Source organism: Synechococcus sp. W65.1 (assembly GCF_047461615.1).
Classification (GTDB): domain Bacteria; phylum Cyanobacteriota; class Cyanobacteriia; order Thermostichales; family Thermostichaceae; genus Thermostichus.
Genome location: NZ_JANSHI010000012.1, coordinates 45,140 through 70,869, shown reverse-complemented (window position 1 = coordinate 70,869; position 25,730 = coordinate 45,140). Strand labels below are relative to the sequence as shown.

The following is a 25,730-nucleotide window of genomic DNA, read 5'->3' as shown; positions in this document are numbered from 1 at the left end:
ATTCCTCGAGGCAGAACTTGGCCAGAGCGGTACCTGAACCTGCTACTTCACTAGCTCGAAGACGTTGAACATGGGCAGGTACATGGCCACAATGATGCAGCCCACCATACCACCCAAGAACACAATCATCAAAGGCTCAAGCAAGCTGGTCAGGGCGCGCACCGCCTCCTCCACTTCCAGCTCGTAGAAGTCGGCTGTCTTCATCAGCATGGCATCCAGCTCCCCCGTCTCCTCGCCGACGCTGATCATCTGAATGGCCATCAGGGGAAACACCTTGGCCTTATCTAGGGCAGGGGCGATCTGCCCCCCCTCCGAGATGGATTGGCGAGCGGCGTCGATGGCGTTGGCCACCACCTGGTTGCCTGAGGTGTCCCGCACAATTTCCAAGGCAGTCAGCACCGGCACGCCAGAGCGGGTGAGAGCGCCAAAGGTGCGGCAGAATCGGGCCACCGCCGATTTCTGGACCAGATCTCCAAAGATCGGCAGTTTCAGGGCCAGCGCGTCGATGGTCTCCTTGCCAGCCGGGGTGCGGTAGAAGCGGCGAAAGGCAAAAAAGACCATCACCAGAAAGCCCACTAGGCCCAAGCTGTACTGGGGTGTGCGTAGGAACTTGCTGACGTTGATGAAAAACTGAGTAAAGCCAGGCAGCTCCCCCCCCAAGTCGTTGTAGATGCTCTCAAAAGTGGGCAAAATGAAGAGCACCATGCCCAAGAAGATCAAGACGGCCAAGATGGTTACCACCACTGGGTAGGTCATGGCCGACTTGATCTGCTTCTGCAGGCGATCCATGTCCTCCAGCAGCTTGGCCAGGCGGTTGAGCACCTCATCGAGCACGCCGCCCACTTCCCCTGCCTGCACCATGCTGCAGTAGAGGCTGTCGAAAGCATCTGGATAGGGGCGGATGGAGTCGGAGAGGTTTTTCCCGGCCTCCACCTCTGCACGGATGGCCCTCAGGTATTTTTTGAGCTTGGGGTTGCCAGTCTGCTCCTCCATGATGGTGAGAGAGCGAACCATCGACACGCCGGCGTTGATGAGAGCAGCAAATTGCCGGGAGAACACCGCCTTGTCGCGAATGTCGATGGACCGCAGCATCGAGAAACCGAAAGACGTATCCAGGGAGAAAAAGGGCTTCTCCTCCTGAATGTCCTCCGGTTTGGCGAAAATCCCCTCGCGGCGCAGCCGTGCACGAGCCTCGGTCAAGTTGTTGGCCACCACCGTCAGGCGTACCGGCTGACCGGCCTTTAACCCCCGAACCTTGTAGCGCGGCATGGCTTACCCCTGCTTGGATGCTTGCTAAAACTCCGGAGTGGGATCCCTTGGCCTAGTTTTGCAACCTTAGCCAAACCGCCACTCTCCCCCAGCTAGAGCTTAGCTGCAGATGAGGCCGGCGGCCAGAGGTTGGCGGGGAACTTCCAGGCAGGGATCTCTAGCGACGGACAGCAGCCGCTGCTGGCCGCTGCTGTTGAACTGCCGCGGCTGGGGAAGGCCCGACGACGTTGCCCAAAAGCCGCTGCAACTCCTCAGGACGAGAGGTCTTGGACATGGCCGTCTCGAAGTCAATCTTGCCCTGCAGGTAGAGGTTGGCTAGATCCTGCTCCAGGGTCTTCATGCCCTGCTTGCCGCCCGTCTGGATGGCCGAGTAGATCTGGGCCGTCTTGCCCTCCCGAATGAGGTTGGCGATGGCTGGGGTGACCACCATGATCTCCTGCACCAGCACCCGGCCTGGCTCCCCTGGCTTGGGGTTGAGGCGGCGGGCCAAAGTTTGCGAGAAGACAGCCTTGAGGGAGTTGGAAAGCTGCACGCGGATCTGCTGCTGTTGCTCTGGCGGGAACACGTCTACTAGGCGATCCACCGTCTGGGCAGCCGAGCTGGTGTGCACCGTGGCAAAGCAGAGGTGTCCGGTTTCGGCGGCGGTGATGGCCAACTGGATGGTCTCCAGATCCCGCATCTCCCCAATCAAAATCACATCCGGATCTTCCCGCATCGCCGCCCGCAGGGCATTGGCAAAGCTCTTGGTGTCTTCGCCCAACTGCCGCTGGTGGATGATGCTGCGGATGGGGGTGTAGATATACTCAATGGGATCCTCAATGGTGAGGATGTGCTCAGCTCGCTCGCGGTTGATGAAGTCGATGATAGCGGCCAAAGTGGTGGATTTGCCGGATCCCGTTGGTCCCGTTACCAGCACCAGGCCCCGCGGCAGTCGCGCAACTTCCTTGCAGATGTCGGGCAGGCCCAGCTTTTCAATGCTGGGGATTTCCGAGGCCAGAGCTCGCATAGCACAGGCATAGCTGCCCCGTTCGCGATAGACGTTGACCCGGAAGCGCCCGATCCCGCGCACGCCGTAAGAGCAGTCCAACTCCCAGTTCTGCTCCAATTGTTTTCGCTGGGTGTTGTTCAACATGCTGAAAATGAGCCGCTGCACCTCCTCAGGGGTAAGAGGATCGTGCTCCGTCGGCTCTAGGCGGCCATTGATGCGGAAGTAGGGAGGCAAGCCGGCTGAGATGTGGATATCGGAACCGCCCCTCCGGATGATTTCTTCCATCAGGTCTTCGATCATCAGTTGTTTCATAGGACTTCCCTCTCCAATCAATGGCGTGAGTTGCTCCGGTGAAGCTGACAAGAGTCAAACTAAAACTTCGGCGTCAAGCAGTACGGGCAATCCATCCACTCCACCCGCAGGGCAGCACCGCAGTTGCGGCAGGTGCTGAGGGCCTTGGCACGAGCCTTCAGCTCGGTTTCCAAGCCTTTGTCGGTGAGGACAACTCGATCCACCTCCTCTAGCGTGGTTAGCCCCTGCTTCACCAGCATCAGGCTATAGGCCAACAGGGTCTTCATGCCGCTTTCAACTGCCGCCTCCCTAAGCACCTCGGTGGGAGCCCCCTTGTTGATCAACTCAGCCAAGCGGTCGTTCATGCGCATGAACTCGTACACCCCCACCCGGCCTTTGTAGCCCACGCCCCCGCAGTTCTCACAGATGGGCTTGCCGGTGGCCTTGCGCTGTTCTACCTCTTTGGGGGAGAGCTTGTTGGCTTTGTAGAAGGTCAGCTGTTCGTTGTCGCCGCTGAGGCTAAGGCCATAGCGGGCCAGCTCCTCAGGGGTAGGGTGGTACGGGATCCGACACTCAGGACATACCCGCCGCAGCAGGCGCTGGGCCAACACCCCCAGTAGGGAACTGGAGATCATAAACGGCTCGATCCCCATCTCCGTCAGGCGGGCGATGGCACTGGGGGCATCGTTGGTGTGCAGGGTAGTCAACACCAGGTGACCGGTGAGGGAGGCTTCGATGGCGGTTTTGGCCGTCTCGTGGTCGCGGGTTTCCCCCACCAGGATGACATCCGGGTCCTGCCGCAGAAAAGCGCGTAGGATCATAGCAAAGTCCATGCCCTTCTCCCGGAGAACCTGCACCTGGGTGATCCCCGGCAGGGTGTACTCGATGGGATCCTCGGCGGTGCTGATGTTGATGCCTGGATCATTTAGCTCCGCCAGGGCCGAGTAGAGGGTGGTGGTTTTCCCGGATCCAGTGGGCCCGGTTACCAGGATTAGACCAAAGGGTCTCCTCACAACCTCCTTGAAGCTGGCAAGGGTCTCTGGGTCGGTGATCAGCTTATCCAAGCCCAGTTGAGTGGCGGAGTTATCCAGGATGCGCAGGACAATCTTTTCCCCATAGCGCGAGGGCAGGGTGCTAACGCGGAAGTCCACCTTGCGCCCTTTGAACATCCGCCGAATGCGCCCGTCCTGAGGCAGGCGCCGCTCGGCAATGTTCAGGTTGGCCATGATCTTGAATCGAGCGGTAAGAGCAGGAATGATCTTTTTGGGGAAGTTCTCAAAAGCCTGCCGCAGCACCCCGTCCTTGCGGAAGCGAATGCGCAGGTTTTCTTCCTGCGGCTCGATGTGGATGTCAGATGCCCGTTCCTGCAGGGCCTTGATCAGGATTTGGTTGGCCAATTTGATGATCGGGGCATCGTCTGCCGATTTGACCTGCTCCTCCAGGGATCCCTCGCCAACCTCCTCGTCGACGGCAGTACCCTCGATGCTGTCCAGATCAAGCTCAGCCGGGTTGACTACCACCTCTTCTTCTTGGGCAGGGGCAACCACGTCGTTGATACCCTTAGTGGCCAGCAGTTCCGCCTGCGCATCCATGTAGCGGTTGATCAGGGTCTCGAAATCCTGCTGGGTGAAGACCCGCCGCTGCAGCTTTAGCCCTTGGATGCGGAAGCGCCGCTGAATGTCGTCTAGCGCCTGCAGGTTGTCCGGCTTGACCATTGCCACCACGACCTGGTTGTCTTGGCGGCGAATGGGCAAGAACTTATAGCGGTTGCAGATATCAAGGGGCAAGAGCGACTCAATGAGCTCGCTCATCTCCGCGAGATCCACCGGCTCCAGGTCGGTGTCGAGGGAGGGGATCCCGTAGATAACCTTGAGCTCAAAAAGCTGCTGCCGCTTGTAGGCCCGCTCCAGGTCAGGTGTGAGCTCCTTGCCTACAATGTTCTTGACCGCCAGGGCCAAAACTTTGCTGCCGCCCTCTCGATCCGCTTTGAGGGCATTTTGAATGTCTTGGATTTGCTTATCGTCGGCAAAGCCCAGCTCTTTTAGCTTGCGTCCAAAGGGGGTGATGCTGGCATTGGCAATCGCTAAGGCCTTGCTCACGCTGCTGCGACGGGAGGTCAAGGGGGGAGGAAGATCGCTCATAAGCAGTAGCTGGGGCACGCACGATGTGTCCATATTGACTGTAGTTGACCCCCCAGGTCAACGGTAGGGGCAGGAGACCTCACGGGCCCGACTCTGCAACCTGATGGAAATCTAGAAGGGAGAAAGTCGACCCACCTTATCTCTAAGACTGCTCATGCGGCTTTACGTTGAGCCCTTCACTGTTCACAAGCGCTATGCCCTCACCCTTAGCCGCGGCACCTATACAGAGGCCACTTTGGCCTGGGTGCGCGTTGAAGAGGAGGGGATCGAGGGCTGGGGGGAGGCTTGCCCCTTCTCGGTGAGCGAGGACTGCTACCAGACTTTGGAGGACATCTTGGCGGGTTTGGAGGTGGCTAAAGGGATCCTACGCCGCTATTCCCCCTGGGAGCGGCAGGCCGTCGAGGCGGAACTGCTGCAGGCCGGGATCCCCTCGGCAGTGCGGGCGGCGGTGGACATGGCCCTGCACGACTGGATGGGCAAGCGACTGGGGAGGCCCCTCTGGCAGCTGTGGGGCCTAGATCGCTCCCGCATTCCGCCCACGACCCTAACCATCGGCCTCTCCACCCCTCAGGAGGCGCGCCAGCGGGCTCTGGCTTGGATGGAACAGATCCAACAGGCGCGGGCCTTTAAGATCAAGCTGGGCAGCGAACTGGGCCTAATGGCCGATCAAAACCAGCTCATTGCCGTGCAGGAGGTGATCCCGCTGGGATCTCTGATTACAGTGGATGCCAATGGGGCTTGGACACTGGAGCAAAGCCTGAGCATGAGCAATTGGCTGGCGGGGCAGGGGGTGAGCTACTTGGAGCAGCCCCTGGAGAGGGGCCAGGAGGCGAAGCTAATCACCCTGTGGCATGAGTCGAAGCTGCCCATCTTTGTGGATGAGAGTTGTTTTGACAGCCGCGACATTCCTGCCCTGGCGGATCGGGTTCATGGCATCAACATTAAGCTCATGAAGTGTGGCGGCCTTAGCGAAGCCTGGCGCATGATCCACACAGCCAGAGCCCATGGGCTACAGGTGATGCTGGGCTGCTACAGCAACACCGCTTTGGGCAACACGGCAGCGGCCCACTTGGCGCCGCTAGCGGACTACGTGGACTTAGACAGCCACCTCAATCTCGTCGACGATCCCTTCTCCGGGGCTCTGGTGCAGGAGGGCTGTCTCATCCCCACCGACCGACCCGGCCTAGGGGTGGAGTTGCGGGAGTAGGACCATGCTCTCCAGCCAAACTCGGGTGGCCATCCTGCTCCACGGCGGCCTAGCAGGAGAGTACGGCAAAACAGGGCTGGGGCTATTGCGCTATGGGCCTTTTCCAGTGGTGGCCGTCATCGATCGGGAGCAGGCGGGGAGATCCCTGGCCCAACTCACGGGCATTGCCAAAGACATTCCCATCGTAGCCTCGGTGCAAGAGGCGCTGGTTTACGGCCCCGAGGTGTTGGTGATTGGGATCGCTCCTTCCGGCGGCCAGCTGCCCCCGGAGTGGCGGGAGGAGCTCTGCCAAGCCCTGCAAGCCGGCTTGTCTTTAGCAAACGGGCTGCACACCCCCCTAGCGGAAGATGCCCAGTTGCGGCAGTGGCTGCAGCCGGGAGCCTGGATCTGGGACATTCGCCGCGAACCTCCTGGTCTGGGAGTAGGGAGAGGTCTAGCTCGCTCTCTCCCCTGTCGGCGGGTACTGACGGTGGGCACCGACATGGCCGTCGGCAAAATGTCCACCAGTTTGGAGCTGCACCGGGCCAGCCTAAAACGCGGCCTGCGTTCTCGTTTCTTGGCCACCGGCCAGACGGGGATCCTCATCAGTGGCGAGGGGGTGCCTCTGGATGCAGTTCGGGTGGACTACGCCAGCGGCGCTGTGGAGCAATTGGTGTTGCGCTATGGCTTCGACCACGACATTCTGCACATTGAGGGTCAGGGATCCCTGCTCAACCCCGCTTCCACCGCCACCCTGCCTCTGCTAAGGGGATCCCAGCCTACCCATCTCATCCTGGTGCACCGAGCTGGGCAGACCCACATCAAGGGGATGGACGAGGTGCCCATTCCTCCCTTGCCTAAGGTGATCGAGCTTTACGAACAAGTGGCTGCGGCCGCTGGCGCCTTTGCCCCTGCACCGGTGGTGGGGGTAGCCCTCAATACCTTCGGTTGGGAAGAGGAAGCGGCCCTGGCCCAGATCCGCCAGGTGGAAGCAGAGACGGGCCGGCCCTGTACCGATGTGGTGCGCTTTGGGGCCGATCCTTTGTTGGACGCCATTCTCTCGGCAGGCTAGCCTAGAGCGCTCGGAGCCTGAGCTTCCTTGGAGCTGGTCTCGCTGTCGAGCACTTCCAAAATGGCCTTGGCCGCGCGGGCCAGAACTCCTGGCTCCCCCAGAGCTGCCCGCATGGCGGCGTAGTCAGCCTGCAGTTGGGCGCGGCGCTCGGGCCGGGTCAGCAGCTCCAGCGCCAGTTGGGCAATCCGTTCCGGCTGGGCCTCCTCCTGGAGCAGCTCCGGCACAATGGGACGCATAAGCACCAAATTGGGGGGAGCCATAAAGGGCACCGACACCTTTAGCCAATGGCGGGCTAGCCAAAGGGTGAGCGGGTTGAGGCGGTAGATCACCACTTGCGGGATCCCCAAGATGGCTGCCTCCAGGTTGACGGTGCCCGACTTGGCCAACACTAGGTCCGCAGCCGCCAAAAGCAGGTGATGGGCCTTTGGAGGGGAAGGGCGAGGCAGGAAAAGGGTGAGATCGTCCAGCCCATAGCGGCGGGCGGCTCGGGCAATTGGGGCAGCAAAATGGGGCGAGGCCAGCGGCGCCCAAAACTGCACCTGGGGCAGACGAGCCCGCAGCAGCCGCGCTGCCTGAAGCAGGATAGGCAAAACTGAGCGCAACTCCTGACGGCGGGAGGCGGGCAGCAGCGCCACCACCGTAGCCTCCTCCGGGATCCCCAACTCCGCCCTGGCCTGCGCACGACCGGGGACACTTGCCAAAATATCCAGCAGGGGGTGGCCGACATAGCAAACCCGGGCACCTGCTGCGGCGTAGTAGCGGGCCTCCTCGGGGAAAATGGCCACCATCAGCCGCATTTGCTGGGCTAGGCGGTAGGTGAGGCGGCTGCTGGGCGACCACACCCATTCCTGGGGGGCAATGTAGTAGACAGCAGGGATACGCCGCCGCTGCAACAGAGAAGCCACGCGGCTGTTGACGCCGATGTAGTCTACCAGGATGGCTAGATCTGGTGGATCTTGCTCTAGGAAGCGGCGGATCTTCCACTCCGCCCACAGCGCAGGGAGGACGAAGGGAAGGGCCTCCAGAATACCGATGGAGCCAATTTCAGTTGTGCGGTGCAGCAGCCGGGCTCCAGCAGCAACCATCTCCTCTCCCCCAACTGCCGTGATGCGCAGGTGCGGACGCTGGCGCAGCAGCTCGCGGATGAGATGGCCAGCCTGCAGATCCCCGGAGACTTCGCCGGTGCAGACAAACAGATGGCTCACAGGTCGTCCCCGTCCTCAGCATCATCTTTGCTGCGACGCAAGGCAGGCAGAGGACCACGCCGTTGCGGCTGGGAAAGGGAATCTTCCAAAAATTGCAGCAGGTGTAGCAGGGATCCCGTCTCGTCCACCAGCTCTTTCCCCTCTAGGGAGAGGATGCTCTGCCCGTTCTCGGTTCGCAGGCTCTCCCGCAGCGTTTGCAGCGCCTTTTCCAAGGGCAATCCAGAGCGGTAGAGCAGCCGGTAGGCCTGGCGCAAGGCCGGCAGGGATCCCTCCATCCCCTTGGCTCGCCGCAGCCCCACCAAGTTGAGGCCACGAATGCGGGCTGGATGCCCCTCCACCAACAGGTAGGGTGGAACATCGCGATCCACCCGACTCATCGCCCCCACCATGGCCAGGCGCCCTACCCGGGTAAACTGGTGGATCCCGACCATGCCGCCGATGCGCGCCTGGGACTCGATGTGAATGTGGCCAGCCAGGGAAACCGCGTTGGTGATCACCACTTGATTTTCGATAACGCAGTTGTGGGCGACATGGACATAGGCCATCAACAGGTTGTAGTCGCCAATTATCGTCGCCTCTCCCTCGTTGGTGGCTCGGTTAATGGTGACAAACTCCCGAATGCGATTGCCCCTGCCAATGACCAGCTGCGAGGGTGCGCCGTTGTACTTTAGGTCCTGCGGCTCTGTGCCCAGCACCGCTCCTGGAAAAATCTGGTTGTCCTCACCAATCTCGGTCCAGCCCTCGATCACCACATGGGCCCCCACCACGGTGTTGGCACCAATGCGCACATGTTCGCCAATAACGGCATAGGGGCCCACCTGCACCGTCTCGTGCAACTCAGCCTTGGGATGGATCACCGCAGTGGGGTGAATCCGCTGCCGTGAGCAGTGCGGCACACTTGCGAAGTCGGGAGGGGATCCTGCTGAAGCCAACACACTCATCTCCAACTAGCCAGCAACTGGAGCAACGCTCCCAACTCTTTCTTCTCCCCAGCTCACTCAGGCTGCTTGCAGGCGCTGCATGGCTCGATTGTACTCTTGATTGGGAAAACAAGGACGGCTCGGCTGATCCTCAGAGGCCAAAACTGAGCTAGGGGGGAAAGCACGATGGTACTGGAGACACTGCCGCTGGTTGCCGCTGTAGCCATCGCCATTTTTATGCTGGTCTTCTGGGTGCGGGTAGTTCGAGAGGCCATCTGGACAGCGGTGGGGATCGTGATCCTCCTAGCCGTTTTGTACGTGGTCTTTAGAATCGGCCCGCGGCAGGTGCTCCAGGAGCTGCGAGATCCCTTTGCCCTCCTCGACCAAGTTTGGCAGGTAATCCTGAGTTGGTTCCGGGCTCTTCTTTCTTAGGATCGTTATCCCCTATACAATGCTCCAGCAGGGGAACTCAGCCTGTTGAGGGGCTAGCAGCCCCTGCCTTAGTTTTCAACCCTTTTCTTGCCATGCCTTCCAGTTTTGACCGGGATCCCCAGGATCACCTAGAAGCTCCTGCTCTCTTTAGCGGGAGGGAGTTCTCAGACATTGAGGTAGAGGTAGAAGACTTGGGGGAGCGCCGCCGCCAAGTGCAAGGCCGCATCTTGATCCCAGTAGAGCGCCGGCAGGTCTGGCAGGTTTTAACCGACTACGACCATCTGGCGGAGTTTATTCCTAACCTGGTGGAAAGTCGCCTCCTCGGCAGCCAGAATGGCCGCAAACTGGTGCGTCAAGTGGGATCCCAGCAAGTTCTGTTTGCCCGGTTTTCTGCAGCGGTGGTGCTGGCTATCGAGGAAGTGTTTCCCCACCAACTGCGCTTTCAAGAAGTAGAAGGGGATTTCCTCATCTTCGAGGGGTTTTGGGAGCTAGCCGACTGGCTAGAGCAGCAGACCCTGCTCACCTACCACCTGCAGGTGCAACCGCCGCGCCGCATGCCAGTTGGCCTAGTAGAACGGCGCATCCGCCGCGATCTCGCCCTCAACCTGCAGGCCATTCGGGAGCGCTGCCTAAGTCTATGGGGATCTTCTCCCTAGCTACCCTTGGCTGGGATTGGGGAGCTGCCAAGTCTGCCTGCCCTAAACTAAGAGTCGTCAGGTTTCCTATCGTCAAATGTCCAGATCCCGCTACAGCCAAGAGGACGTGCAGCAGATCCTGCAGCGGGCCATCGCTCGCCAGCCGCGCCTTGGTGAGTTTACCCGCTCGCAACTGGAGGAGATGGCCGCCGAGCTGGGGATCTCCCCCCAAGAGCTGGAGGAGGCCGAGCGGGAATGGAGAGCCTGGCAGCAACTAACCAACCAACGGCGTGAGTTTCAACGCTACCGCCAGCGGCAGTTTTACCAATTGCTGGGGCGGTATGCCATTGTCAACAGCTTCCTAGTAGGCTTGGATTGGCTCTCCGGCGGAGGGCTGTCTTGGTCGCTGTTTATACTGATGGGCTGGGGCCTGGCTGTTGCCCTCAAGGGCTGGAGCACCTACCAGACGGAAGGGGAACGCTACGAAAAAGAGTTTCGGCAGTGGCAGAAAAAACGCCAAAAGCAGCTCCAGCGTCGATGAGACACCTCTTGTCTTTGAAGGGAAGCCTCTTGAGGGGGTACCCTCGCCAGGTGCTATTATTGTTGGGCAGAAGCAAACACCTGTGCGGGCGTAGTTTAATGGTAAAACCGCAGTCTTCCAAACTGCTGTTGACGGTTCGATTCCGTTCGCCCGCTTGTACTCAAGATCTTTTAGAGATCCAGGCTGCAACCCAGCCCCTAGGTTGGGGAGGCCTGACTGAGGGCTTAGCTAAGGGAGGGGTGAGGTTTGCCTCTCTCTTGAATAGCAGCCAAGGCCTGTCGATGGAGCGTCGGGTTGGCCGCCGCCAACACTTCTCCTCTAGAAGTGCGGGTTAAGGGATCCCCCGACCAATCGGTAATCACGCCGCCGGATCCCTCGATCACGGGCACAAGAGCAGCAAAGTCGTAGAGGGCGAGGCCGCACTCCATCACCAGATCGATGTAGCCGCTGGCCAAGAGGCCGTACTGGTAGCCGTCGCCGCCGTAGGAGGTGATGTGAACCAAACGGCTGAGCTGCTGAAAGCGCTGCTGCTGGTCTGGCTGAGCAAACAAATCAGGAGTGGTACAGCTCAAAGAGGCGCGGCTGAGGTCGGTGGTGGCTTTGCTGCGACTAAGCTGTTGGGTGGAAGGGGTTATCCAGCGGGTTGGTTGTCCCTGCACCCCCACCCAGCGCTCGCGCAACACCGGCTGATCGATGATGCCCAAGATGGGACGATCTTCTTCTAAAAGGGCGATCAAGGTGGCGAAGGTGGGCTTGCCAGTGGAAAAGGCGATGGTGCCATCCAAGGGATCCAAAACCCAGGTATAAGGGGATCCGGTCTGGTGGAAGCCAAACTCCTCGCCAAGGACGTTGTGCTCCGGCACGTGGGCGGCCAGCAACGCCCGCATTGCCCGTTCTGCTTCCCGGTCGGCTATCGTTACGATAGGGGATCTAGCCTCTTTGTACTCGGCCTGCAGCTCCCCGCGAAACAGAGGCCGGATCACCGCTCCGGCTGCGTCGGCTAGAGCCTGGGCCAAGGCAATCCACTCTGGCTTAACCACTCTCTTGCCTACCTCGTCGGTGTTCTCTCCTAGCATAGGGAAAGATTTTCCCTCGGCTATGCGTGCTGGCCGACTGTTAACCCCTCTGGAATGGCTCTGGACCGCAATTGGAGTGATCTTGACCATTTTGGGCACCCTAACCCAGGTGAGCTTGCCGCCTCAGTGGCCAGGGGTGGGAGGATATAGCTTTTCCCTGCAAATCGGCGGCATGCTGCTAACGGCCTGTCTGGCGGGACCGGTGGCGGCAGTGTGCGCCCAGCTTGTCTATCTAGGCTTGGGATTGGCAGGGCTGCAGGTGTTTGCCCAGGGAGGGGGGTGGCAGTACCTGTACCAGCCCGCCTTTGGCTATTTGCTCGGGTTTTTGCCTGCGGCCTGGGCCTGCGGGACGATGGCCTTTCGACAAAGGGATCCCCACCTGCTGCCTACTTCCCTTCTCCCTCGCCGCAACCCCTACCTGCTGCCCAGCATCTCTGCGCCGGTGCGTCTGCAGGATTTGGCCGCCGCGAGTTTGGTGGCCCTGGCCCTGGTTCACCTGACCGGGATCATCTATCTCTTGGCTACCCAGCCTTGGGATAGAGAGTTGCTGAAGTTGCTTCGGCTCTACTCCGGCTATACCCTGCCAGGACAGCTCATCGTGGTTAGCTTCGCTGCCGTCATAGCCCTAATCCTGCGGCGCTTGCTGCTGCTTTAGCGCAAAGACTCTCTATGGCTGGGACGGGAAAAAAGGGTGATCCAGAAGCGGGCTTGCTGCAGGGCAAGGGGTTCAGCAGGTTTCTGCAAAGGCTTTGTAGGGAGACGAAAAGATGCAGCGCGCTGCTCTGACTCTTGCGGCCACGGGCCTTTTGGCTACGGCGTTGACCGCCTGCAGCAGTGGTAGTAGCCCTGGGGGATCGATCCTCATCCCACCCCAGAGCCCAACCGTTTCTTTCATCAATCCGCCTACCTCTGTGCGGGTGGGCACTTCCACCCCCGCCTTTACGATACAGGTCAGTGTGCCCGGCGGTGCCCGCTCAACCCAGTTTGTGGAACTGGAAACCTTTAACCCGCTTGGCGCGCGCGTGCAAAGAGAAGCCTTTAGCCCGCAGCAGGTTGGCTGTAGCCCAGGTGCTACTTTCTGTAGCTTCAACACCGACTTCCGGGTTGCTCCTGGCGATCCTGCCGGCGTTTGGCAGTTCCGCATCACCGCCTTTGACCAGCAGAATCGCTCTGGATCCCAAACCCTGCTCATCACAGCGCTGCCGTAGGCAAGCCGGGCCGCCGTGTTGGGTTGAAAGCTACCGCAGCGGGGATGCGTTGGGCACCCCCTCAAGGTTCCCTCACTCCAAATCCCGACGGTTGGGGTTACGGGCCGGATCGTTGCTCAAGAAGCCAAAGACAAACAGCCCGACAAAAAAGATCACCACTGCGTAAACTGAGATTTTCAGTAACAGCATAGTTTCAACAACCCATTTCCAACTAGACAAAGCTGACAAGCAGTAGAGCAATGCTCAAGGGAAAGGAGAAGCCGTAGCGACGGGATCCCGTCAACTTGAGGCTTGGCAAAACTTCTTCACAGGATCATACCTCCCCAGCGCCTCTTTTTAACCCGAAAACTCTTTCCCCCCTGCTCCCGGAAAAAGCAGAAAGCTTGACCTGACACGGATCCCCGGCAAGAGGCGAAATCGTTAAGAAATGTTTTAAAGCGAAAAGCAACATGGCAGTCGCTCAGCGACAGGGGAGTGGGAAAATGGGATCTACGGCTTTGCCGGCTGGTATCTCATCTGCCTATGCCCTTCGACTTGTCCAGTCATCCAGGTCGTCAGTCAGGCTACTGGGAGGCTCCAGAAGAGCGGCCGCCAAGTCAGACGAGACCTCCGTCGCCTCAAGAGATCTATCGATCCCGGGAACTGCAGCTTTCGGACGGCACTGCGGTTTTTCTCCGCCACTGGTCACCGGGATCCCCGCGCGGGCGGGTGTTGCTGTTGCACGGCAAAGGGGATCACAGCGGCGGGTTTGGCCCCTTGGCGGAAGAACTAGTGGCCCGGGGCTGGGAGGTTTTGGCGCCTGACATGCGGGGATTTGGACGCTCAGATGGCATCCGCTGTTGGATCGATCACTTTGGTCAGTACCGGGCGGATCTAGAGGCAATCGTCGAGCAAGTTTGGCCCCAGCCAGGGATCCTCCAAGTCTGGTGCGGGTACAGCGCAGGGGCCAATTGGGCTACGGAATACGCGCTCGCTCACCCCGACCAAGTGCAGGGGCTGATCCTCATCTCCCCTGCCTTTCGTATCGACCACTATTTCAACCGCTTTACCTGGGGTCTTCTGCAGGTTTTGGACAAGGTTTTGCCCCAGTTGGCCCTGACTGGCCTCTACGAGCCGGTGCGGGTGACTTCCCTACCGGAGCAGCAGGCGGTCTTGGCTGCAGATCCTTACGTGTGTGGCGTTACCCGGGCCCGGTTTACGGCGGAGTTGGTGCGTAGCGGGCAGCGCTGCCTTGAGCAGGCCCACCGCCTGGAGCTGCCGGTTCTGGTGCTCTACACCTCCGCCGATATCGTCGTCAACCCTGCCGGCGCCGTGGAGTTTGCCCGCCGGCTGCCCCAGGGAGAGATCTACGATTTCTCCTGCTCACGCCACGACCTTTTACACGACTGCCAGGCCGAAGCCGTCCAGGAGACTCTCTGCCAGTGGCTGGATCGGCACTTTCCCTGCCGCTTAGGCCTTCGTGGCAAAATAGAGGGGCCCTCTTTCTGCTTGCTCCCATGAGCCAAGACCTGATCTACCGTCCCCGCCGGCTGCGGCGCACTGAGGCCCTTCGCCAACTGGTTCAGGAAACCCACCTGCGGGTGCAGGATCTCATCTACCCGCTGTTTGTTATGGAGGGAGAGAACCAGCGGCAGGAAGTGGAATCCATGCCCGGCTGCTACCGCTACACTCTGGATCTGCTCCTGAAGGAGGTGGAGGAAGCAGCCAACTTGGGGATCCCTGCGGTGGCTCTCTTCCCAGTGGTGCCGGAAGAGAAAAAGGATCCCACGGGGCGGGAGTCCTTTAACCCAGAAGGGTTGATCCAGCGGGCGGTGCGGCGGCTCAAGCAGGAAATCCCCGAGATCCTGGTGATAACGGATGTGGCCTTGGATCCCTACAGCAGCGAGGGCCACGACGGCATCGTGCGGGACGGGGTGATCCTCAACGACGAGACAGTGGAGGTGCTGGTTAAGCAGGCCCTCTCGCAAGCGGAAGCGGGAACCGATATTGTTGCCCCCTCCGACATGATGGACGGTCGCGTCGGCGCCATTCGCGAGGCCCTGGACGAGCAAGGCTACACCGACGTGGCCATCCTGGCCTACTCGGCCAAGTATGCCTCTGCCTTCTACGGCCCTTTCCGCGATGCCCTGGGATCTGCGCCCAAGTGGGGGGACAAGAAAACTTATCAGATGGATCCCGCCAACGCCCGCGAGGCCCTCAGAGAAGTGGAGCTGGACGAGGCGGAAGGGGCGGACATGGTGATGGTGAAGCCGGCTTTGGCCTACCTGGACATCATCTATCGGGTTAAGGAAGCAACAAATCTGCCTGTGGCTGCCTACAACGTTAGCGGCGAATACGCCATGATTAAGGCTGCCGAGCAAAAGGGCTGGATCGACGGCAAGAAAGTGATGATGGAATCGCTCTTGGCCATGAAGCGAGCCGGCGCTGACATGATCCTCACCTACTTCGCCAAGGAGGCGGCCCTGCTTTTGCGGCAGTCCTAGCTAGGGCCTTCTAGACAACTGGGGAGATTGTCCAATCCAGGCAAGAGGCACCTCTTTCTCCGTGTCGGCTACTAGAGCGCTGGGATCCACCAGGCGCACCTGGATTTGATCCGGCGGCACTCGGTTGAGGCGTTCCCTAATGAGGGCCTGCTGCTGCAAGGGATCCATGCCGCGATCCAACTCCTCCCGCAGCCGCGAGATTCGCGCTGAGAGGACTTCGAGGTTCTGCTCCAAAACCTTTAGACGGTGATGCTGGGCTAGTTGTACAGGCAAAAGGCGGTACAGACCGCCCAGGGCAGCCGCCGTAAACAGGAGATTCACTCCGATGCGACAGAGCAGTTCCCAAGCTTGAGGCTCTGGCCGTCTCCGCAGTCGGGGCGAGGTTCTAGAAGGCCGGACAGGGATCGTCCGTCGGTTGGCAGCTAGCGTTCCCTGCCCCCGCACCCGAGCTAAGGATCCCTGGGAGGGACTGGAAAGGCGCAGTCTAGGCCCAGCAACTTGCTCCACCTGTAGAGGCAAGGAGCGAGCCAGAGTGCGGGAAGCAGACTTGGGTGCCATAAGGAGGTAAAGAACCACCGCTGCTACCAGGAAGCGCAGCTAGGGCTTATTGAAGCCGATTTTTCCGAGCATGTCAGGGGCTGGCCCACGACTTTTCTGTCTTTTAGCGCCAACTCAGCGCGGCGGAGGCGGGGTAAACCGCAGACGCGCTAGGCTAGAGGTTCGACAGGGGGAATGCAAGGAGTCGGGATCCGCCTATGCGCATAGCGGTTACGGGTGGGAGTGGCTTTATCGGGCGCCGCTTGGTGGCCCACCTGCTGGAGCGAGGAGATGAGGTGTTGGTTTTGAGCCGCCGCCCTGAGCAGGCCCGCCGCGTTCTGGGAGCCTCCTCCAACCTCAAGCTGCTGGGGTACGATCCCTATCAACCGCAAAGCTGGGCCTCAGCTCTGGAAGGGTACGAGGCAGTCGTCAACTTGGCCGGAGAACCCCTGGCTTCTTCCCGCTGGACGGAAGCTAAGAAAAGAGAGATCCGCCGCAGCCGCGTGGAGACCGCCCAGGCCCTCGTCCAAGCCCTCGCCTCCCTTGGCCAGAAGCCCCAGGTGCTGATCAGCAGCTCGGCGGTGGGCTACTACGGATCCCGACCCGAAGGAGAGCCCCTGACGGAGACAGATCCCCCTGGCCAGGGCTTTTTGGCAGAAGTCTGTCAGGCCTGGGAAGCGGCTGCCCGCCCGGCTGAGGAGCTGGGGATCCGCTTGGCCATCCTGCGCACGGGGATTGTCCTAGGGCCCGATGGAGGAGCCCTGGGTCAAATGCTTGCCCCCTTTCAGTTCTTCCTCGGCGGCCCCATTGGCTCTGGCAAGCAGTGGGTCTCCTGGATCCACCGCGACGACTGGGTGAGTCTAGTCTGCTTCCTGCTGCAGCAGGGATCCGGCGTCTTCAACGCCACTGCCCCTAACCCAGTGCCAATGGAAGAGTTCTGCCGCACGTTGGGGCAAGTTTTGGCCCGCCCCTCGTGGCTGCCAGTGCCAGCCCTAGCCTTAGAACTGCTGCTGGGCGAAGCAGCTCAGGTGGTTCTAACGGGGCAGAAGGTGATCCCCCAAGCCGCGCTGCAGCTGGGGTTCACCTTCCAATATCCCCACCTCAAAGAAGCCTTGCGGCAACTCCTCATCCCCCAGGTCAACCGCTAAGCGCAGTCGAAGATGGCCAAACCCACCACTGCTCCAGCAGCGGAGAATTGTGGGGAAGCTCCTTTGGATCCCTGCGGGCAAAAATCCAGACACCGCTGCGCCCTCCGAAAGGCCTCTCGGATATAGAAGCGGCGTTTAGCTTTTCCCCAACAGGGATCCCGCCAAGCCTGCTGAAGGCACCCCCTTGGTCTCCTCTGGAGTTGGAAAGAGCCAGCTAGCGGGAGCGGGCCAGCGAGACTCCTCCCGGATCTAGCCGGTTGGCCAGTGCTGCCACCACAATCATTGGCAGGCTCACCACCAAGCAGAAGCCCCACTGCTCCCAAGCTAGCGGTGCCGTGTCGAAGAGAGTGTTGAACAGGCTCCATTGGCTGAAGAGGATCTGCAGCAGGATGGCCGCTCCAATGCCGATGGTGATAGCCGCCACATCCATCAGGCGTTCGTGGCGTTCCAACTGGCTGGCGCGCCCGCGGCCCAAGAGGGTAGGGATAGCCTGGCTGAGGCTGAGCAAGTAGAAGATGCGCCCAATCACCAGCGCCTGAATGGCCATGCTGCGGGCCAGGTTGAGGTTGCTGGTGGTTTGTTCGATGTATTCAAAAACCCCGAAGATCAAGAGCCAGTTAAAGGCTGAAACCAGCAGAATGCGCTGCAGCAGCTGGGGAGAAAGCAAATTGGCGTCGGGATCCCGCGGTGGTTGGGTCATCTCCCGCCCCGTGCTGGGCTCAAAGGAGAGAGGCACCGTCATGGTGATGGAGTTGATCATGTTGAGCCACAACACCTGGATGGCCAAAATGGGCAGTTTGCGGTTGAGGAGGACGCTGAGGAGAAGGGTCATTGACTCCCCTCCGTTCACCGGCAGAATGAAGGCGATGGCCTTGAGCAGGTTGTTGTAAACGGTGCGCCCTTCTTCGACGGCGGCCTTGATGGAGGCAAAGTTGTCATCGGTCAAGATCATGTCGGCGGCGGCTTTGGCCACTTCGGTGCCACCCCTTCCCATGGCGATCCCCACGTCCGCCTGCTTCAAGGCCGGGGCGTCGTTAACTCCATCGCCAGTCATGGCCACGATATGGCCCTGGGACTGCAGAGCTTCCACCAGGCGCAGCTTTTGCTCCGGGGCCACCCGCGCAAAGACAGATCCCTCGTTGGCGGCGGTAACAAACTCCTCTGGGCCGAGCTGCTCCAGATCCCGGCCGCTGTAGGCTTTCACCGGTTTGCCACCCCCCAGCCCCATCTGCTCGGCAATGGCTTGGGCGGTGAGCACATGGTCGCCGGTAATCATCTTCACCTGGATCCCGGCGCTCTGGCAGGCGCGCACGGCGGCAATGGCCTCCGGCCGCGGCGGATCAATCATCCCCTGCAAGCCCAAGAAAATCAGCCCTTCCTCTAGATCTGAGTGATCCACCTGAGTTTGGCTGCTGGGGACGGTTTTTTGGGCAAAGGCCAGAACTCGCAGCCCCTGCCGCGCCAAGGCCTCCACCTGCTGGCGAATCGGCTCTGCCTCCAAGGGCTGGATCTCCCCTTGGGATCCCATCTGGCTGCAGCAGCGCGGCAAGAGAGCTTCTGCGGATCCCTTGACGTAAATGCAATGCTCCTCCGGCCCCACCCTGTGTAAGGTAGCCATGTACTGAAACTGGGATTCAAAGGGGAGGGTATCTAGGCGAGGGCGGCAGCGCTGCAGATCTTCTCGATCCAAGCCCCCTTTCTGAGCCGCCACAAGCAGAGCCGCCTCGGTGGGATCCCCTACCACCTCCCACTGGCCCTTGTCCTTGGGTTGGAGGCGGGTGTCGTTGCAGAGGCAGCCAGCTACGAGGCAAGCCTCAAGAGCAGGCAATTGATGGATTTCGATGGGGGAATCAGCCGCCTGGAACAGGATCTGGCCCTGGGGGCTGTAGCCGCTGCCGGTAACCCGGTAGAGCTGGGAGCCGGCGTAGATGGCCTGCACCGTCATCTGGTTTTCTGTAAGGGTGCCGGTTTTGTCCGAGCAAATCACCGTGGCGCTGCCTAGAGTTTCTACCGCCGGCAACTTGCGGATAATCGCATGGCGTCGGGCCATACGGGAAACCCCAATGGCCAGGGTTACGGTAACTACTGCCGGCAACCCTTCGGGGATAGCACTCACCGCCAGCGCCACCGCCGCCTCAAAGACAGTCGCTGCCGCTTGGCCCTGCACCAGCCCCACCAGAAAAGTAAGCGCAGCCAAGGTGAGGATAATTTTCAGCAAAGTCAGGCTGAACGCCTCAAACTTACGTGTCAGGGGAGTTTGCAGGGATCCCCTTTCCTCGATCAGCTTGGAGATGCGGCCTGTTTGGGTCTGGTTACCGATGGCCACCACCACCCCCGCCCCTTGGCCAAAGGTCACGAAGCTGCCGGCGTAGGCCATGTTCTGGCGCTCGGCCAACGGCGTGTCTTCGGGGAGGGATCCCAGCCGTTTTTCCACCGGCACCGATTCTCCCGTGAGGGCCGATTCGTCCACCCGCAAGTTGCGCACGCTCACCAGGCGCAGGTCGGCGGGCACCCGGTCTCCCGAGCTCAAGAGCACCACATCCCCCGGCACCAGCTCCCGTGAGGGCACCCGCACTTTCTGCCCCTCCCGCATCACGGTGACTTCAGTGGCCACCGACTTGGCCAGGGCAGCAATGGCCTCCTCCGCTTTGGACTCTTGGATGTAGCTGATGAGGGCGTTGATCACCACCACCGCCCAGATCACGATGGCGTTGCGCCAGGATCCCAGGAACGCCTTGATTGCCCCGGCCACCAGCAGGATGTAGAGCAACGACTGGTTAAACTGCTGCAGGAACTTAAGCCAGGCCGGGGTAGCTGCCTTGGCCTTCAGCTCATTGGGGCCATATTGCTGCTGCCGCCGGGCCACCTCGGCTTGAGAGAGGCCCTTTTCCAACAGCCCTGCTAAAGACAGCTCCTCTCCGAAAAGTTTCTGGATGGCCTGCTCCTCTGGCAGAGCATGCCAGGCAATGACCGAGAGCGGCTCGGGAGATGAAGATCTTGCCATGATCGGTGAGCCACCACAACACAACAGTAGGAGGGGCTTTCCGCCCTTCTCTCTGACAGCCTAGCGGATGCCGTCTGCCCCTTCCCAGCAAGACGCTCCCCAAGCGGCTCCCTCCAACCCTGAGGCAAGCGTCAAGCGCAGCCTCTTGGCCGCCCCTGGAGGATGAGTGGAGGTGGACAAGTGGGCGTGGAACACCCCCGCTATCCCAATGTGTTTGCTTTGGGGGATGCCTCTTCCCTGCCGACTTCCAAAACGGCAGCCGCAGTCCGCAAGCAGGCGCCGGTGCTAGCGGAAGACCTCTCAGCAGCCATGCAGTCCAAGCCCCTGCCAGCTTGCCATGACAGCTACACCTGCTGTCCCCTGACCATAGCAGAGTTTGCCTACGACGGGAAGCTGGCCCTCTCATTTCCTCTAGCGGGAGCGCTACTCCATGTAGCTAGCCAAAGTGCACCTGTTGCCTTACCCCCCAGCCCTTCTCCCCAAGAGGGATGCTCTATTTACAGGCAAGCTTTGAACTTTTTCAGCACCGCTCGATCTAGCATCAGTAGGGCCGCGCGCACTCCTCCTGAGTAGCCCCAGAAAAAGCCCACCGGCAGATGGCCCTTGGGCGCTTCCAGGTTGGTTTTAAGCTCCTCGTACCCCAGCCAGCGGCCCTGCACCCACCAGCCGACTCTTTCTCCCATGCACTCTTCGCGGGGCAAAGCTGAGAAGGATCTCGAACTAAGCCCTCCTCTTCCCTCCAAGTCACACTCCTGCCAGAGCTGCTTCTGGACAGTAAAGCCAAAGCGCCCATGGCTGGCCTGCATCCAGAGTTGGTCGATGAGCCGCAACATGGGGCAGGGGAAAGCCTCAACATCCTTGGGGTCGAAAAAGCCTACCTGGGAGCACCCACTGAGTTTGAGCATCAAAGCTGTCGTCCACCGATCAGCTTCCCCCCACTGGCCGGCCCGCAGCCGATCCCACAGCCCTTGCAGGGCAGGCGCCGCTTCTCCCACCCAGTCTGGCCAGGGGAGAGTTGCAGGCAGGGATCCCTCTCGAGAAACCTCAGGGAAAATCAGGGCTCTGGATCCCGCCTCCCCTTTTGTTGGGGCAGGGGTGGGGAGTGCCACCATTTGCTCCAGCTCTTCTGCGGAGTGGTTGGCCAGGAGCTGCTCCAGCTCATCTTGGGGTTGCTGCTGGGCCAGAAGCTGTTCCAGTTCCCGCAGTTCTTGGGTGCGGATGGCAGGCTCAAAGGTAGCTGGCTGCTTCTCTTGCAGGGCTGACTCTGCCGGCAGCAGGGCCAGCCACTCAGCTACCGTTTGCGGGCGGTCTTCGGGGTAGAGGGCCATCCCTTTGAGGATAGCAGCCTCCACATCTTCAGGAATGCTGGGGTTGAGGCGGCGGGGAGGATCCAACTGCCGACCTGTGGCCCGCACCGGCGCACAGAGGGGCACCATCCCTGTCAGCATGGTGTAGAGGGTAGCAGCCAAGGCGTAGACATCGGTAAAAGCCCCGCGGCGGCGCAGGCTGTCGTACTGCTCTAAGGGAGCATAGCCATCGGTGCCGTAGGAGGTGTGGCGTTGGATGAGCCCCTGCCTATAAGTCCGCGCTAGCCCGAAGTCGATCAACACGGCCTGGCCGGATCCCTCCCGCACCAGGATGTTGGCGGGCTTTACATCGCGGTGCAGGATCCCCTGTTCGTGCAAGCACATGAGGGCAGATCCCACCTCGCGCGTCAGGCGCAGAGCCTCTGGCAGGGGCAACGGCCCCTTTTGCTGCAGAAGCTGGTGCAGCGTCTGGCCGCGAACGTACTCCATCACAATGCACCAACAATCCCGCTCCCAAATGACCTCCTCCACCTTCACCACGTGGGGGTGACGGCAGCGGGCCAGTTGCAGCGCCTCGTTCATGAAGTTTTGCTGAAAGCGAGGATAGTCTGGATCCTTGCGGAGGCTGTCGCTCAAGACCTTGATAACCACCTGCTCGGCGCGAACGCTATCCCAGGCCCGGTAGGTGATGCCGAAGCCCCCTTCCCCCAAAACAGCCTCAATGCGGTAGCACCCCCCCTGCAATGTTTCGCCAACTGTCCAAGCCATGCGCACCCCTCTTCCCCGCTCCTAGAGTCATTCTGTTACGGGGATCAATGACTTGAGGGCTTGGAAAGCTCCCTAGAAGTCTGGGGGCAGCACCCCCGTTTTCACCTGGAAGATGCGCACTTGTCCATCGCGGATGACCCGCAGCGTCAGGGTCTTGCCCACGCCGGCGGCATCCACCAACTGCTGCACCTGCTCGGCGTCGCGAATAGGTTGGCCGTCGATCTCGACAATGACATCCCCTTCGCGCAGGCCAACTTGCTCAGCCGGCGAGCCCGGAACCACCTCCCCAATCAACACCCCTTCCTGCACCGTCAGCGGGCTGAGCCGCGCTGGGTCACGGTTGAGGCGGGCTACCAAATCGGGGTTGAGGGTAATCATGCGAATACCCAGGAAGGCGTGCTCCACCCGGCCGTCGCGGATCAGCCGCTCGGCAATTTCCATGGCGCGGTTGATGGGAATGGCAAAGCCAACACCCTGAGCCCGCTGGAAAATGGCCGTATTCACCCCAATAACCCGACCTTCCGCATCCAGCAAGGGACCGCCAGAGTTGCCAGGGTTGATGGCAGCGTCGGTTTGCAGGAAGGTCACCCGCTTGTTGGCAGCCCCAATTTGCCCAGAGGAGCGTCCGACAGCACTGATGATCCCCACCGTTACCGTGTTGTCCAGGCCCAGTGGGTTGCCAATGGCAATGGCCCAGTCTCCTGGCCGCACCTGGTCAGAGTTGCCCAGGGTCACCGTGGGCAGATTTTCTCCCTCGATCTGGATCACCGCGATGTCGGTCACCGGGTCTGAGCCTTTGACTTTCCCTTCAAAAGTGCGCCCATCGAGCAGATGCACCCTAACCCGCTCGCTACCCTCCACCACGTGGGCATTGGTGAGGATCAAGCCGTCGGCGTCGATGATGAATCCGGATCCGGTGCCTTCCTGCTGGAACTCTTGCGGCAGTTGCGGGAAGAAGGGCTGGTTAAACAGCTCAGGATCAAGGGGGCTGGCCACGGTGCGGGTGGCGTCGATGCGCACCACTGCCGGCCCCACCTTTTGGGCAACCGCGGCAATAAAATTGGAGGGCCGGACGGCGTCAGCAGGAGCAGCAGAATTGGCAGCCTCGGGGCGAGGCAGAAGGGATCCCACCCCCTCACTGGTCCGCTGCGACCAAGAGGCAAGGGGAGTTTGCTGCAGCCACTCCTGCCCCCTTGGCGACGACAGCCAAACTCCGTAGGCGAGGCCGCCGCTAAACAAAGCCATTGCCAGAAGTGTTTGCCGTAAAAGCCGCGCCATGATCCCTCCCACAGCTAAGCCCTATTGCCAAGAAAACGAATGCAAGGATAGGGAAGGCTTAGACCCAATCCGCTGACTAAGGCCAGCTTGGTTAACCCCGCCTCTATACCCTATCCTACCTGGCCCCCCGTTACCCTTTAGATGGGTGAGAGCCCTGTGCTCAACTTAGCAAATCTAGCAGGCAACAGCAGTGCTCAAACGCTCAATGACGATCGGCAATTTGGGCAAGATCCCCTCTTTTTTGCCCCAGGAGCGGGATCCGTGGCAGCGCCACCGCGCCTGGATGCAGTTAGCTCTAGAAGAAGCTAGGCAAGCGGGGGAGGCGGGCGAGGTGCCCGTGGCAGCTCTGGTGGTCGGGCCAGGGGAAGAGTTGCTGGCCCTGAGCGGCAACCGGCGGGAGCGGGATCGGGATCCCACGGCCCACGCAGAGATTTTGGCCCTGCGGCAGGCGGGGCAGCGCCTGGGCGATTGGCAGTTGCAGGGCTGCCGGCTGTACGTGACCCTGGAGCCCTGCCCCATGTGTGCGGGGGCGATTAGCCAATCGCGGCTGGCCCAGGTGATCTATGGTGCTGACGATCCCAAGGCCGGCGCACTGCGCAGCGTGCTCAACTTGCCTGCTTCTGCTGCCAGCTTCCATTGCCCAGAAGTCATCGGGGGGGTCTGCGAGGCTGAGTGTCGTCGTCTGTTGCAGGAGTGGTTTAGCCGCCGGCGGGGGAGCTCTTTGTGAGGAGCGAGAACCCAAGAAGGTGCCTCTGCAGGCAGTTTTTGATATATCGTCATAACGGGTTGGCCAGCTTTGCGGGCAATCGGGAGGTTTTCTGCTTCCAAGTAGTCTCGTGCGGAGGATAGGGGCTGTGCCTGAAAAGCAGTTTTCTGCTCCACTAGCTCGGCTAGCTGGCTTTCTGGTTTGGGCTTGGCTTTGCTTGACCTTCCCAGTTCAGGCGCGGGTGCTGCTGCGGGTGGGCATTGCCGTCAACAAGCCACAGGTTAGGCTTGGCAGCTCTACTCCGGCCCGTCTCCTAAACCCCCAAGGCCAGCTGCTAGCTGAGATCCCGGCCATGCAGCCCCTTCAGGCCATTCGGGTAGGCTCAGCAGTAAGCGTAGCTGGTCACCAGGCAGAGCGCCTCTATCTCCAGCCTACGGAGCCGGAGGGGCTGGTGTTCATTGACCAGAACTGGTACCGCGGCTGGGCAGAGCTGATCCCCGGCGAGAGGGGAGTGATCGCTATCAATCAAGTGGGTTTGGAGGACTACGTTTCCAGCGTGGTGGGCAGCGAGATGGGTCACCGTTTCCCGATGGAGGCCCTCAAAGCCCAAGCCGTGGCCTCCCGCACCTATGCCCTCTACCATCGCAGTCGCCGTTCTCACCAGCCTTTTGACATCGGAAATGGCGTCGATTGGCAGGTCTACAAGGGGGTGGCGGCTGAATCCAACCGCACCCAAGCAGCGGCCCGCGAGACGGCCGGGCAGGTTCTCGTCCACCAGGGGCAGTTGATCAACGCTGTTTTCCACTCCTCCAGTGGGGGGCACACAGACGATGCCGGCAATGTTTGGCTGGAGTCGCGGCCCTACTTGCAGGGGGTGCCCGACTTCGATCACCACTCGCCCGTGTTTAGCTGGACGGCCACCATTCCTGCTCACCAGATCCAGCAGTTGGCCGACGGGATCGGTGCCATCCGTTCCATCGAGATCCTGCGCAGCTCCCCTTGGGGACGGGCCATTACCCTGCGCCTAGTGGGATCCCAGGGCAGTAAAGACATCAGGGGTAACGAGTTTCGCAAGGCCCTGGGGTTGCGCAGCACAATGATCACCATCAGCCCGCGTGGGGAGACAGCCACCACCGCCAGCCTGACTCCTGCTAGGGCAAGCTTCCCTGCTTTCTTCGAGATCCAAGGGCGCGGCTACGGGCACGGAGTGGGCATGAGCCAGTGGGGAGCTGCCGCCCTGGCTAGCCAAAACTACTCCTACCAACAGATCCTCAGCCACTACTACCGCAACACCAGCTTGGCCGTGGTGGAGGGACGCTAGGTTCAGTGGGAGCTCCTATCGGAAGAACTCATTTGGTAGCGAAGGCAGCTAAAGCTTTTCCGAGCTTGTGGCAATTACCCTCTGTTAGCCTGATGCAGCGCCATCTCTCCAGACGGGCCGAAGACTGGCCAGTGGCCCTCTTTGAGATTGAAAGCTGAGCTGCTGGGATAATAAAGGCTGAGGAAATCTGGCTTGGAGCTACTGCAGGTTGTAG

The 25,730-nt window shown here is 60.7% G+C and carries 23 protein-coding genes and 1 tRNA gene; 13 read left to right on the top strand and 11 right to left on the bottom strand.

The annotated features are described in order from the left end of the window. Positions 1-42 precede the first annotated feature (42 nt). The 3 genes from NW806_RS08145 to NW806_RS08135 all read right to left on the bottom strand — a co-directional run bounded on the left by NW806_RS08145 (position 43) and on the right by NW806_RS08135 (position 4,689). Positions 43-1,269: a type II secretion system F family protein gene (locus NW806_RS08145; protein WP_414410713.1), complete on the bottom strand. Its 1,227-nt coding sequence runs from the start codon at positions 1,267-1,269 to the stop codon at positions 43-45. A 157-nt stretch (positions 1,270-1,426) separates the two neighbouring features. Beyond that, positions 1,427-2,569, bottom strand: a complete 1,143-nt coding sequence (locus NW806_RS08140) for a type IV pilus twitching motility protein PilT (RefSeq protein WP_414410712.1) — start codon at positions 2,567-2,569, stop codon at positions 1,427-1,429. Positions 2,570-2,628: 59 nt separating this feature from the next. Continuing rightward, entirely contained in the window at positions 2,629-4,689 is a 2,061-nt protein-coding gene (locus NW806_RS08135; RefSeq protein ID WP_414410711.1) for a GspE/PulE family protein, read from the bottom strand. A gap of 154 nt (positions 4,690-4,843) precedes the next feature. Here NW806_RS08135 and NW806_RS08130 point away from each other — a divergent pair, with 154 nt between their 5' ends. Further along, entirely contained in the window at positions 4,844-5,896 is a 1,053-nt protein-coding gene (locus tag NW806_RS08130) for a dipeptide epimerase (protein WP_414410710.1), read from the top strand. A gap of 4 nt (positions 5,897-5,900) precedes the next feature. Next, on the top strand, positions 5,901-6,947 hold the full coding sequence (locus tag NW806_RS08125) for a DUF1611 domain-containing protein (RefSeq protein WP_414410709.1): 1,047 nt from the start codon (positions 5,901-5,903) through the stop codon (positions 6,945-6,947). On the opposite strand, the gene lpxB is transcribed toward NW806_RS08125, so the two are convergent. Both lpxB and lpxA read right to left on the bottom strand, forming a co-directional pair. Further along, positions 6,944-8,152 carry a lipid-A-disaccharide synthase gene (gene lpxB, locus NW806_RS08120; RefSeq protein ID WP_414410708.1) on the bottom strand — a complete coding sequence of 403 codons (1,209 nt, stop codon included), beginning with the start codon at positions 8,150-8,152 and terminating at the stop codon, positions 6,944-6,946. The genes NW806_RS08125 and lpxB overlap by 4 nt on opposite strands. Further along, entirely contained in the window at positions 8,149-9,093 is a 945-nt protein-coding gene (gene lpxA / locus NW806_RS08115; protein WP_414410707.1) for an acyl-ACP--UDP-N-acetylglucosamine O-acyltransferase, read from the bottom strand. The genes lpxB and lpxA overlap by 4 nt, the downstream gene beginning before the upstream one ends. 165 nt (positions 9,094-9,258) lie before the next feature. Between lpxA and NW806_RS08110 the strand changes: the two genes are divergently transcribed. From NW806_RS08110 to NW806_RS08095, 4 genes are all read left to right on the top strand, one after another. After that, positions 9,259-9,504, top strand: a complete 246-nt coding sequence (locus NW806_RS08110) for a hypothetical protein (RefSeq protein WP_414410706.1) — start codon at positions 9,259-9,261, stop codon at positions 9,502-9,504. 92 nt (positions 9,505-9,596) lie between these two features. After that, entirely contained in the window at positions 9,597-10,160 is a 564-nt protein-coding gene (locus NW806_RS08105; RefSeq protein WP_414410705.1) for an SRPBCC family protein, read from the top strand. 76 nt (positions 10,161-10,236) lie between these two features. Beyond that, entirely contained in the window at positions 10,237-10,680 is a 444-nt protein-coding gene (locus NW806_RS08100; protein WP_414392943.1) for a 2TM domain-containing protein, read from the top strand. Positions 10,681-10,764: 84 nt separating this feature from the next. Then, a tRNA-Gly gene (locus NW806_RS08095) sits at positions 10,765-10,835 on the top strand. Between the two features lie 69 nt (positions 10,836-10,904). Here NW806_RS08095 and hisN read toward each other — a convergent pair. Continuing rightward, complete coding sequence (gene hisN, locus NW806_RS08090) at positions 10,905-11,756, bottom strand: histidinol-phosphatase (protein ID WP_414410704.1); 852 nt, start codon at positions 11,754-11,756, stop codon at positions 10,905-10,907. A 76-nt stretch (positions 11,757-11,832) separates the two neighbouring features. Here hisN and NW806_RS08085 point away from each other — a divergent pair, with 76 nt between their 5' ends. Further along, a complete protein-coding gene (locus NW806_RS08085) occupies positions 11,833-12,411 on the top strand; it encodes a biotin transporter BioY (protein ID WP_414410724.1) in 579 nt (192 codons plus the stop codon). Between the two features lie 112 nt (positions 12,412-12,523). Then, entirely contained in the window at positions 12,524-12,964 is a 441-nt protein-coding gene (locus tag NW806_RS08080; RefSeq protein ID WP_414410703.1) for a hypothetical protein, read from the top strand. A gap of 72 nt (positions 12,965-13,036) precedes the next feature. Here NW806_RS08080 and NW806_RS08075 read toward each other — a convergent pair whose 3' ends face one another. Continuing rightward, positions 13,037-13,153 carry a photosystem II reaction center protein I gene (locus NW806_RS08075; protein ID WP_414362630.1) on the bottom strand — a complete coding sequence of 39 codons (117 nt, stop codon included), beginning with the start codon at positions 13,151-13,153 and terminating at the stop codon, positions 13,037-13,039. Positions 13,154-13,486: 333 nt separating this feature from the next. Between NW806_RS08075 and NW806_RS08070 the strand changes: the two genes are divergently transcribed. Next, a complete protein-coding gene (locus NW806_RS08070; RefSeq protein ID WP_414410702.1) occupies positions 13,487-14,464 on the top strand; it encodes a lysophospholipase in 978 nt (325 codons plus the stop codon). Further along, positions 14,461-15,447: a porphobilinogen synthase gene (gene hemB / locus NW806_RS08065; protein ID WP_414410701.1), complete on the top strand. Its 987-nt coding sequence runs from the start codon at positions 14,461-14,463 to the stop codon at positions 15,445-15,447. The genes NW806_RS08070 and hemB overlap by 4 nt, the downstream gene beginning before the upstream one ends. On the opposite strand, the gene NW806_RS08060 is transcribed toward hemB, so the two are convergent. Continuing rightward, positions 15,448-16,005: a hypothetical protein gene (locus tag NW806_RS08060; protein WP_414410700.1), complete on the bottom strand. Its 558-nt coding sequence runs from the start codon at positions 16,003-16,005 to the stop codon at positions 15,448-15,450. Positions 16,006-16,202: 197 nt separating this feature from the next. Between NW806_RS08060 and NW806_RS08055 the strand changes: the two genes are divergently transcribed. After that, the gene (locus tag NW806_RS08055; RefSeq protein WP_414410699.1) at positions 16,203-17,132 is read left to right on the top strand and encodes a TIGR01777 family oxidoreductase; all 930 of its coding nucleotides are present in this window, start codon (positions 16,203-16,205) and stop codon (positions 17,130-17,132) included. A gap of 214 nt (positions 17,133-17,346) precedes the next feature. On the opposite strand, the gene NW806_RS08050 is transcribed toward NW806_RS08055, so the two are convergent. From NW806_RS08050 to NW806_RS08040, 3 genes are all read right to left on the bottom strand, one after another. Next, entirely contained in the window at positions 17,347-20,136 is a 2,790-nt protein-coding gene (locus NW806_RS08050) for a cation-transporting P-type ATPase (RefSeq protein ID WP_414410698.1), read from the bottom strand. A gap of 497 nt (positions 20,137-20,633) precedes the next feature. Beyond that, positions 20,634-22,211, bottom strand: a complete 1,578-nt coding sequence (locus NW806_RS08045; protein WP_414410697.1) for a serine/threonine-protein kinase — start codon at positions 22,209-22,211, stop codon at positions 20,634-20,636. A gap of 72 nt (positions 22,212-22,283) precedes the next feature. Next, positions 22,284-23,489 (bottom strand): HhoA/HhoB/HtrA family serine endopeptidase, encoded by a 1,206-nt coding sequence (locus NW806_RS08040; protein WP_414410696.1) that lies wholly within the window; start codon positions 23,487-23,489, stop codon positions 22,284-22,286. A 205-nt stretch (positions 23,490-23,694) separates the two neighbouring features. Between NW806_RS08040 and NW806_RS08035 the strand changes: the two genes are divergently transcribed. Further along, on the top strand, positions 23,695-24,216 hold the full coding sequence (locus NW806_RS08035; protein WP_414410723.1) for a nucleoside deaminase: 522 nt from the start codon (positions 23,695-23,697) through the stop codon (positions 24,214-24,216). 196 nt (positions 24,217-24,412) lie between these two features. After that, positions 24,413-25,516 (top strand): SpoIID/LytB domain-containing protein, encoded by a 1,104-nt coding sequence (locus NW806_RS08030; RefSeq protein ID WP_414410695.1) that lies wholly within the window; start codon positions 24,413-24,415, stop codon positions 25,514-25,516. Positions 25,517-25,730: the final 214 nt, after the last annotated feature.

Bases quoted from the DNA above. Each gene is read 5' to 3' on its own strand.
- NW806_RS08145 (WP_414410713.1), bottom strand. From the start codon at position 1,269: ATGCCGCGCTACAAGGTTCGGGGGTTAAAGGCCGGTCAGCCGGTACGC.
- NW806_RS08140 (WP_414410712.1), bottom strand. From the start codon at position 2,569: ATGAAACAACTGATGATCGAAGACCTGATGGAAGAAATCATCCGGAGG.
- NW806_RS08135 (WP_414410711.1), bottom strand. From the start codon at position 4,689: ATGAGCGATCTTCCTCCCCCCTTGACCTCCCGTCGCAGCAGCGTGAGC.
- NW806_RS08130 (WP_414410710.1), top strand. From the start codon at position 4,844: ATGCGGCTTTACGTTGAGCCCTTCACTGTTCACAAGCGCTATGCCCTC.
- NW806_RS08125 (WP_414410709.1), top strand. From the start codon at position 5,901: ATGCTCTCCAGCCAAACTCGGGTGGCCATCCTGCTCCACGGCGGCCTA.
- lpxA (WP_414410707.1), bottom strand. From the start codon at position 9,093: ATGAGTGTGTTGGCTTCAGCAGGATCCCCTCCCGACTTCGCAAGTGTG.
- NW806_RS08110 (WP_414410706.1), top strand. From the start codon at position 9,259: ATGGTACTGGAGACACTGCCGCTGGTTGCCGCTGTAGCCATCGCCATT.
- NW806_RS08105 (WP_414410705.1), top strand. From the start codon at position 9,597: ATGCCTTCCAGTTTTGACCGGGATCCCCAGGATCACCTAGAAGCTCCT.
- NW806_RS08100 (WP_414392943.1), top strand. From the start codon at position 10,237: ATGTCCAGATCCCGCTACAGCCAAGAGGACGTGCAGCAGATCCTGCAG.
- hisN (WP_414410704.1), bottom strand. From the start codon at position 11,756: ATGCTAGGAGAGAACACCGACGAGGTAGGCAAGAGAGTGGTTAAGCCA.
- NW806_RS08080 (WP_414410703.1), top strand. From the start codon at position 12,524: ATGCAGCGCGCTGCTCTGACTCTTGCGGCCACGGGCCTTTTGGCTACG.
- NW806_RS08075 (WP_414362630.1), bottom strand. From the start codon at position 13,153: ATGCTGTTACTGAAAATCTCAGTTTACGCAGTGGTGATCTTTTTTGTC.
- NW806_RS08070 (WP_414410702.1), top strand. From the start codon at position 13,487: ATGCCCTTCGACTTGTCCAGTCATCCAGGTCGTCAGTCAGGCTACTGG.
- hemB (WP_414410701.1), top strand. From the start codon at position 14,461: ATGAGCCAAGACCTGATCTACCGTCCCCGCCGGCTGCGGCGCACTGAG.
- NW806_RS08060 (WP_414410700.1), bottom strand. From the start codon at position 16,005: ATGGCACCCAAGTCTGCTTCCCGCACTCTGGCTCGCTCCTTGCCTCTA.
- NW806_RS08055 (WP_414410699.1), top strand. From the start codon at position 16,203: ATGCGCATAGCGGTTACGGGTGGGAGTGGCTTTATCGGGCGCCGCTTG.
- NW806_RS08050 (WP_414410698.1), bottom strand. From the start codon at position 20,136: ATGGCAAGATCTTCATCTCCCGAGCCGCTCTCGGTCATTGCCTGGCAT.
- NW806_RS08045 (WP_414410697.1), bottom strand. From the start codon at position 22,211: ATGGCTTGGACAGTTGGCGAAACATTGCAGGGGGGGTGCTACCGCATT.
- NW806_RS08040 (WP_414410696.1), bottom strand. From the start codon at position 23,489: ATGGCGCGGCTTTTACGGCAAACACTTCTGGCAATGGCTTTGTTTAGC.
- NW806_RS08035 (WP_414410723.1), top strand. From the start codon at position 23,695: ATGACGATCGGCAATTTGGGCAAGATCCCCTCTTTTTTGCCCCAGGAG.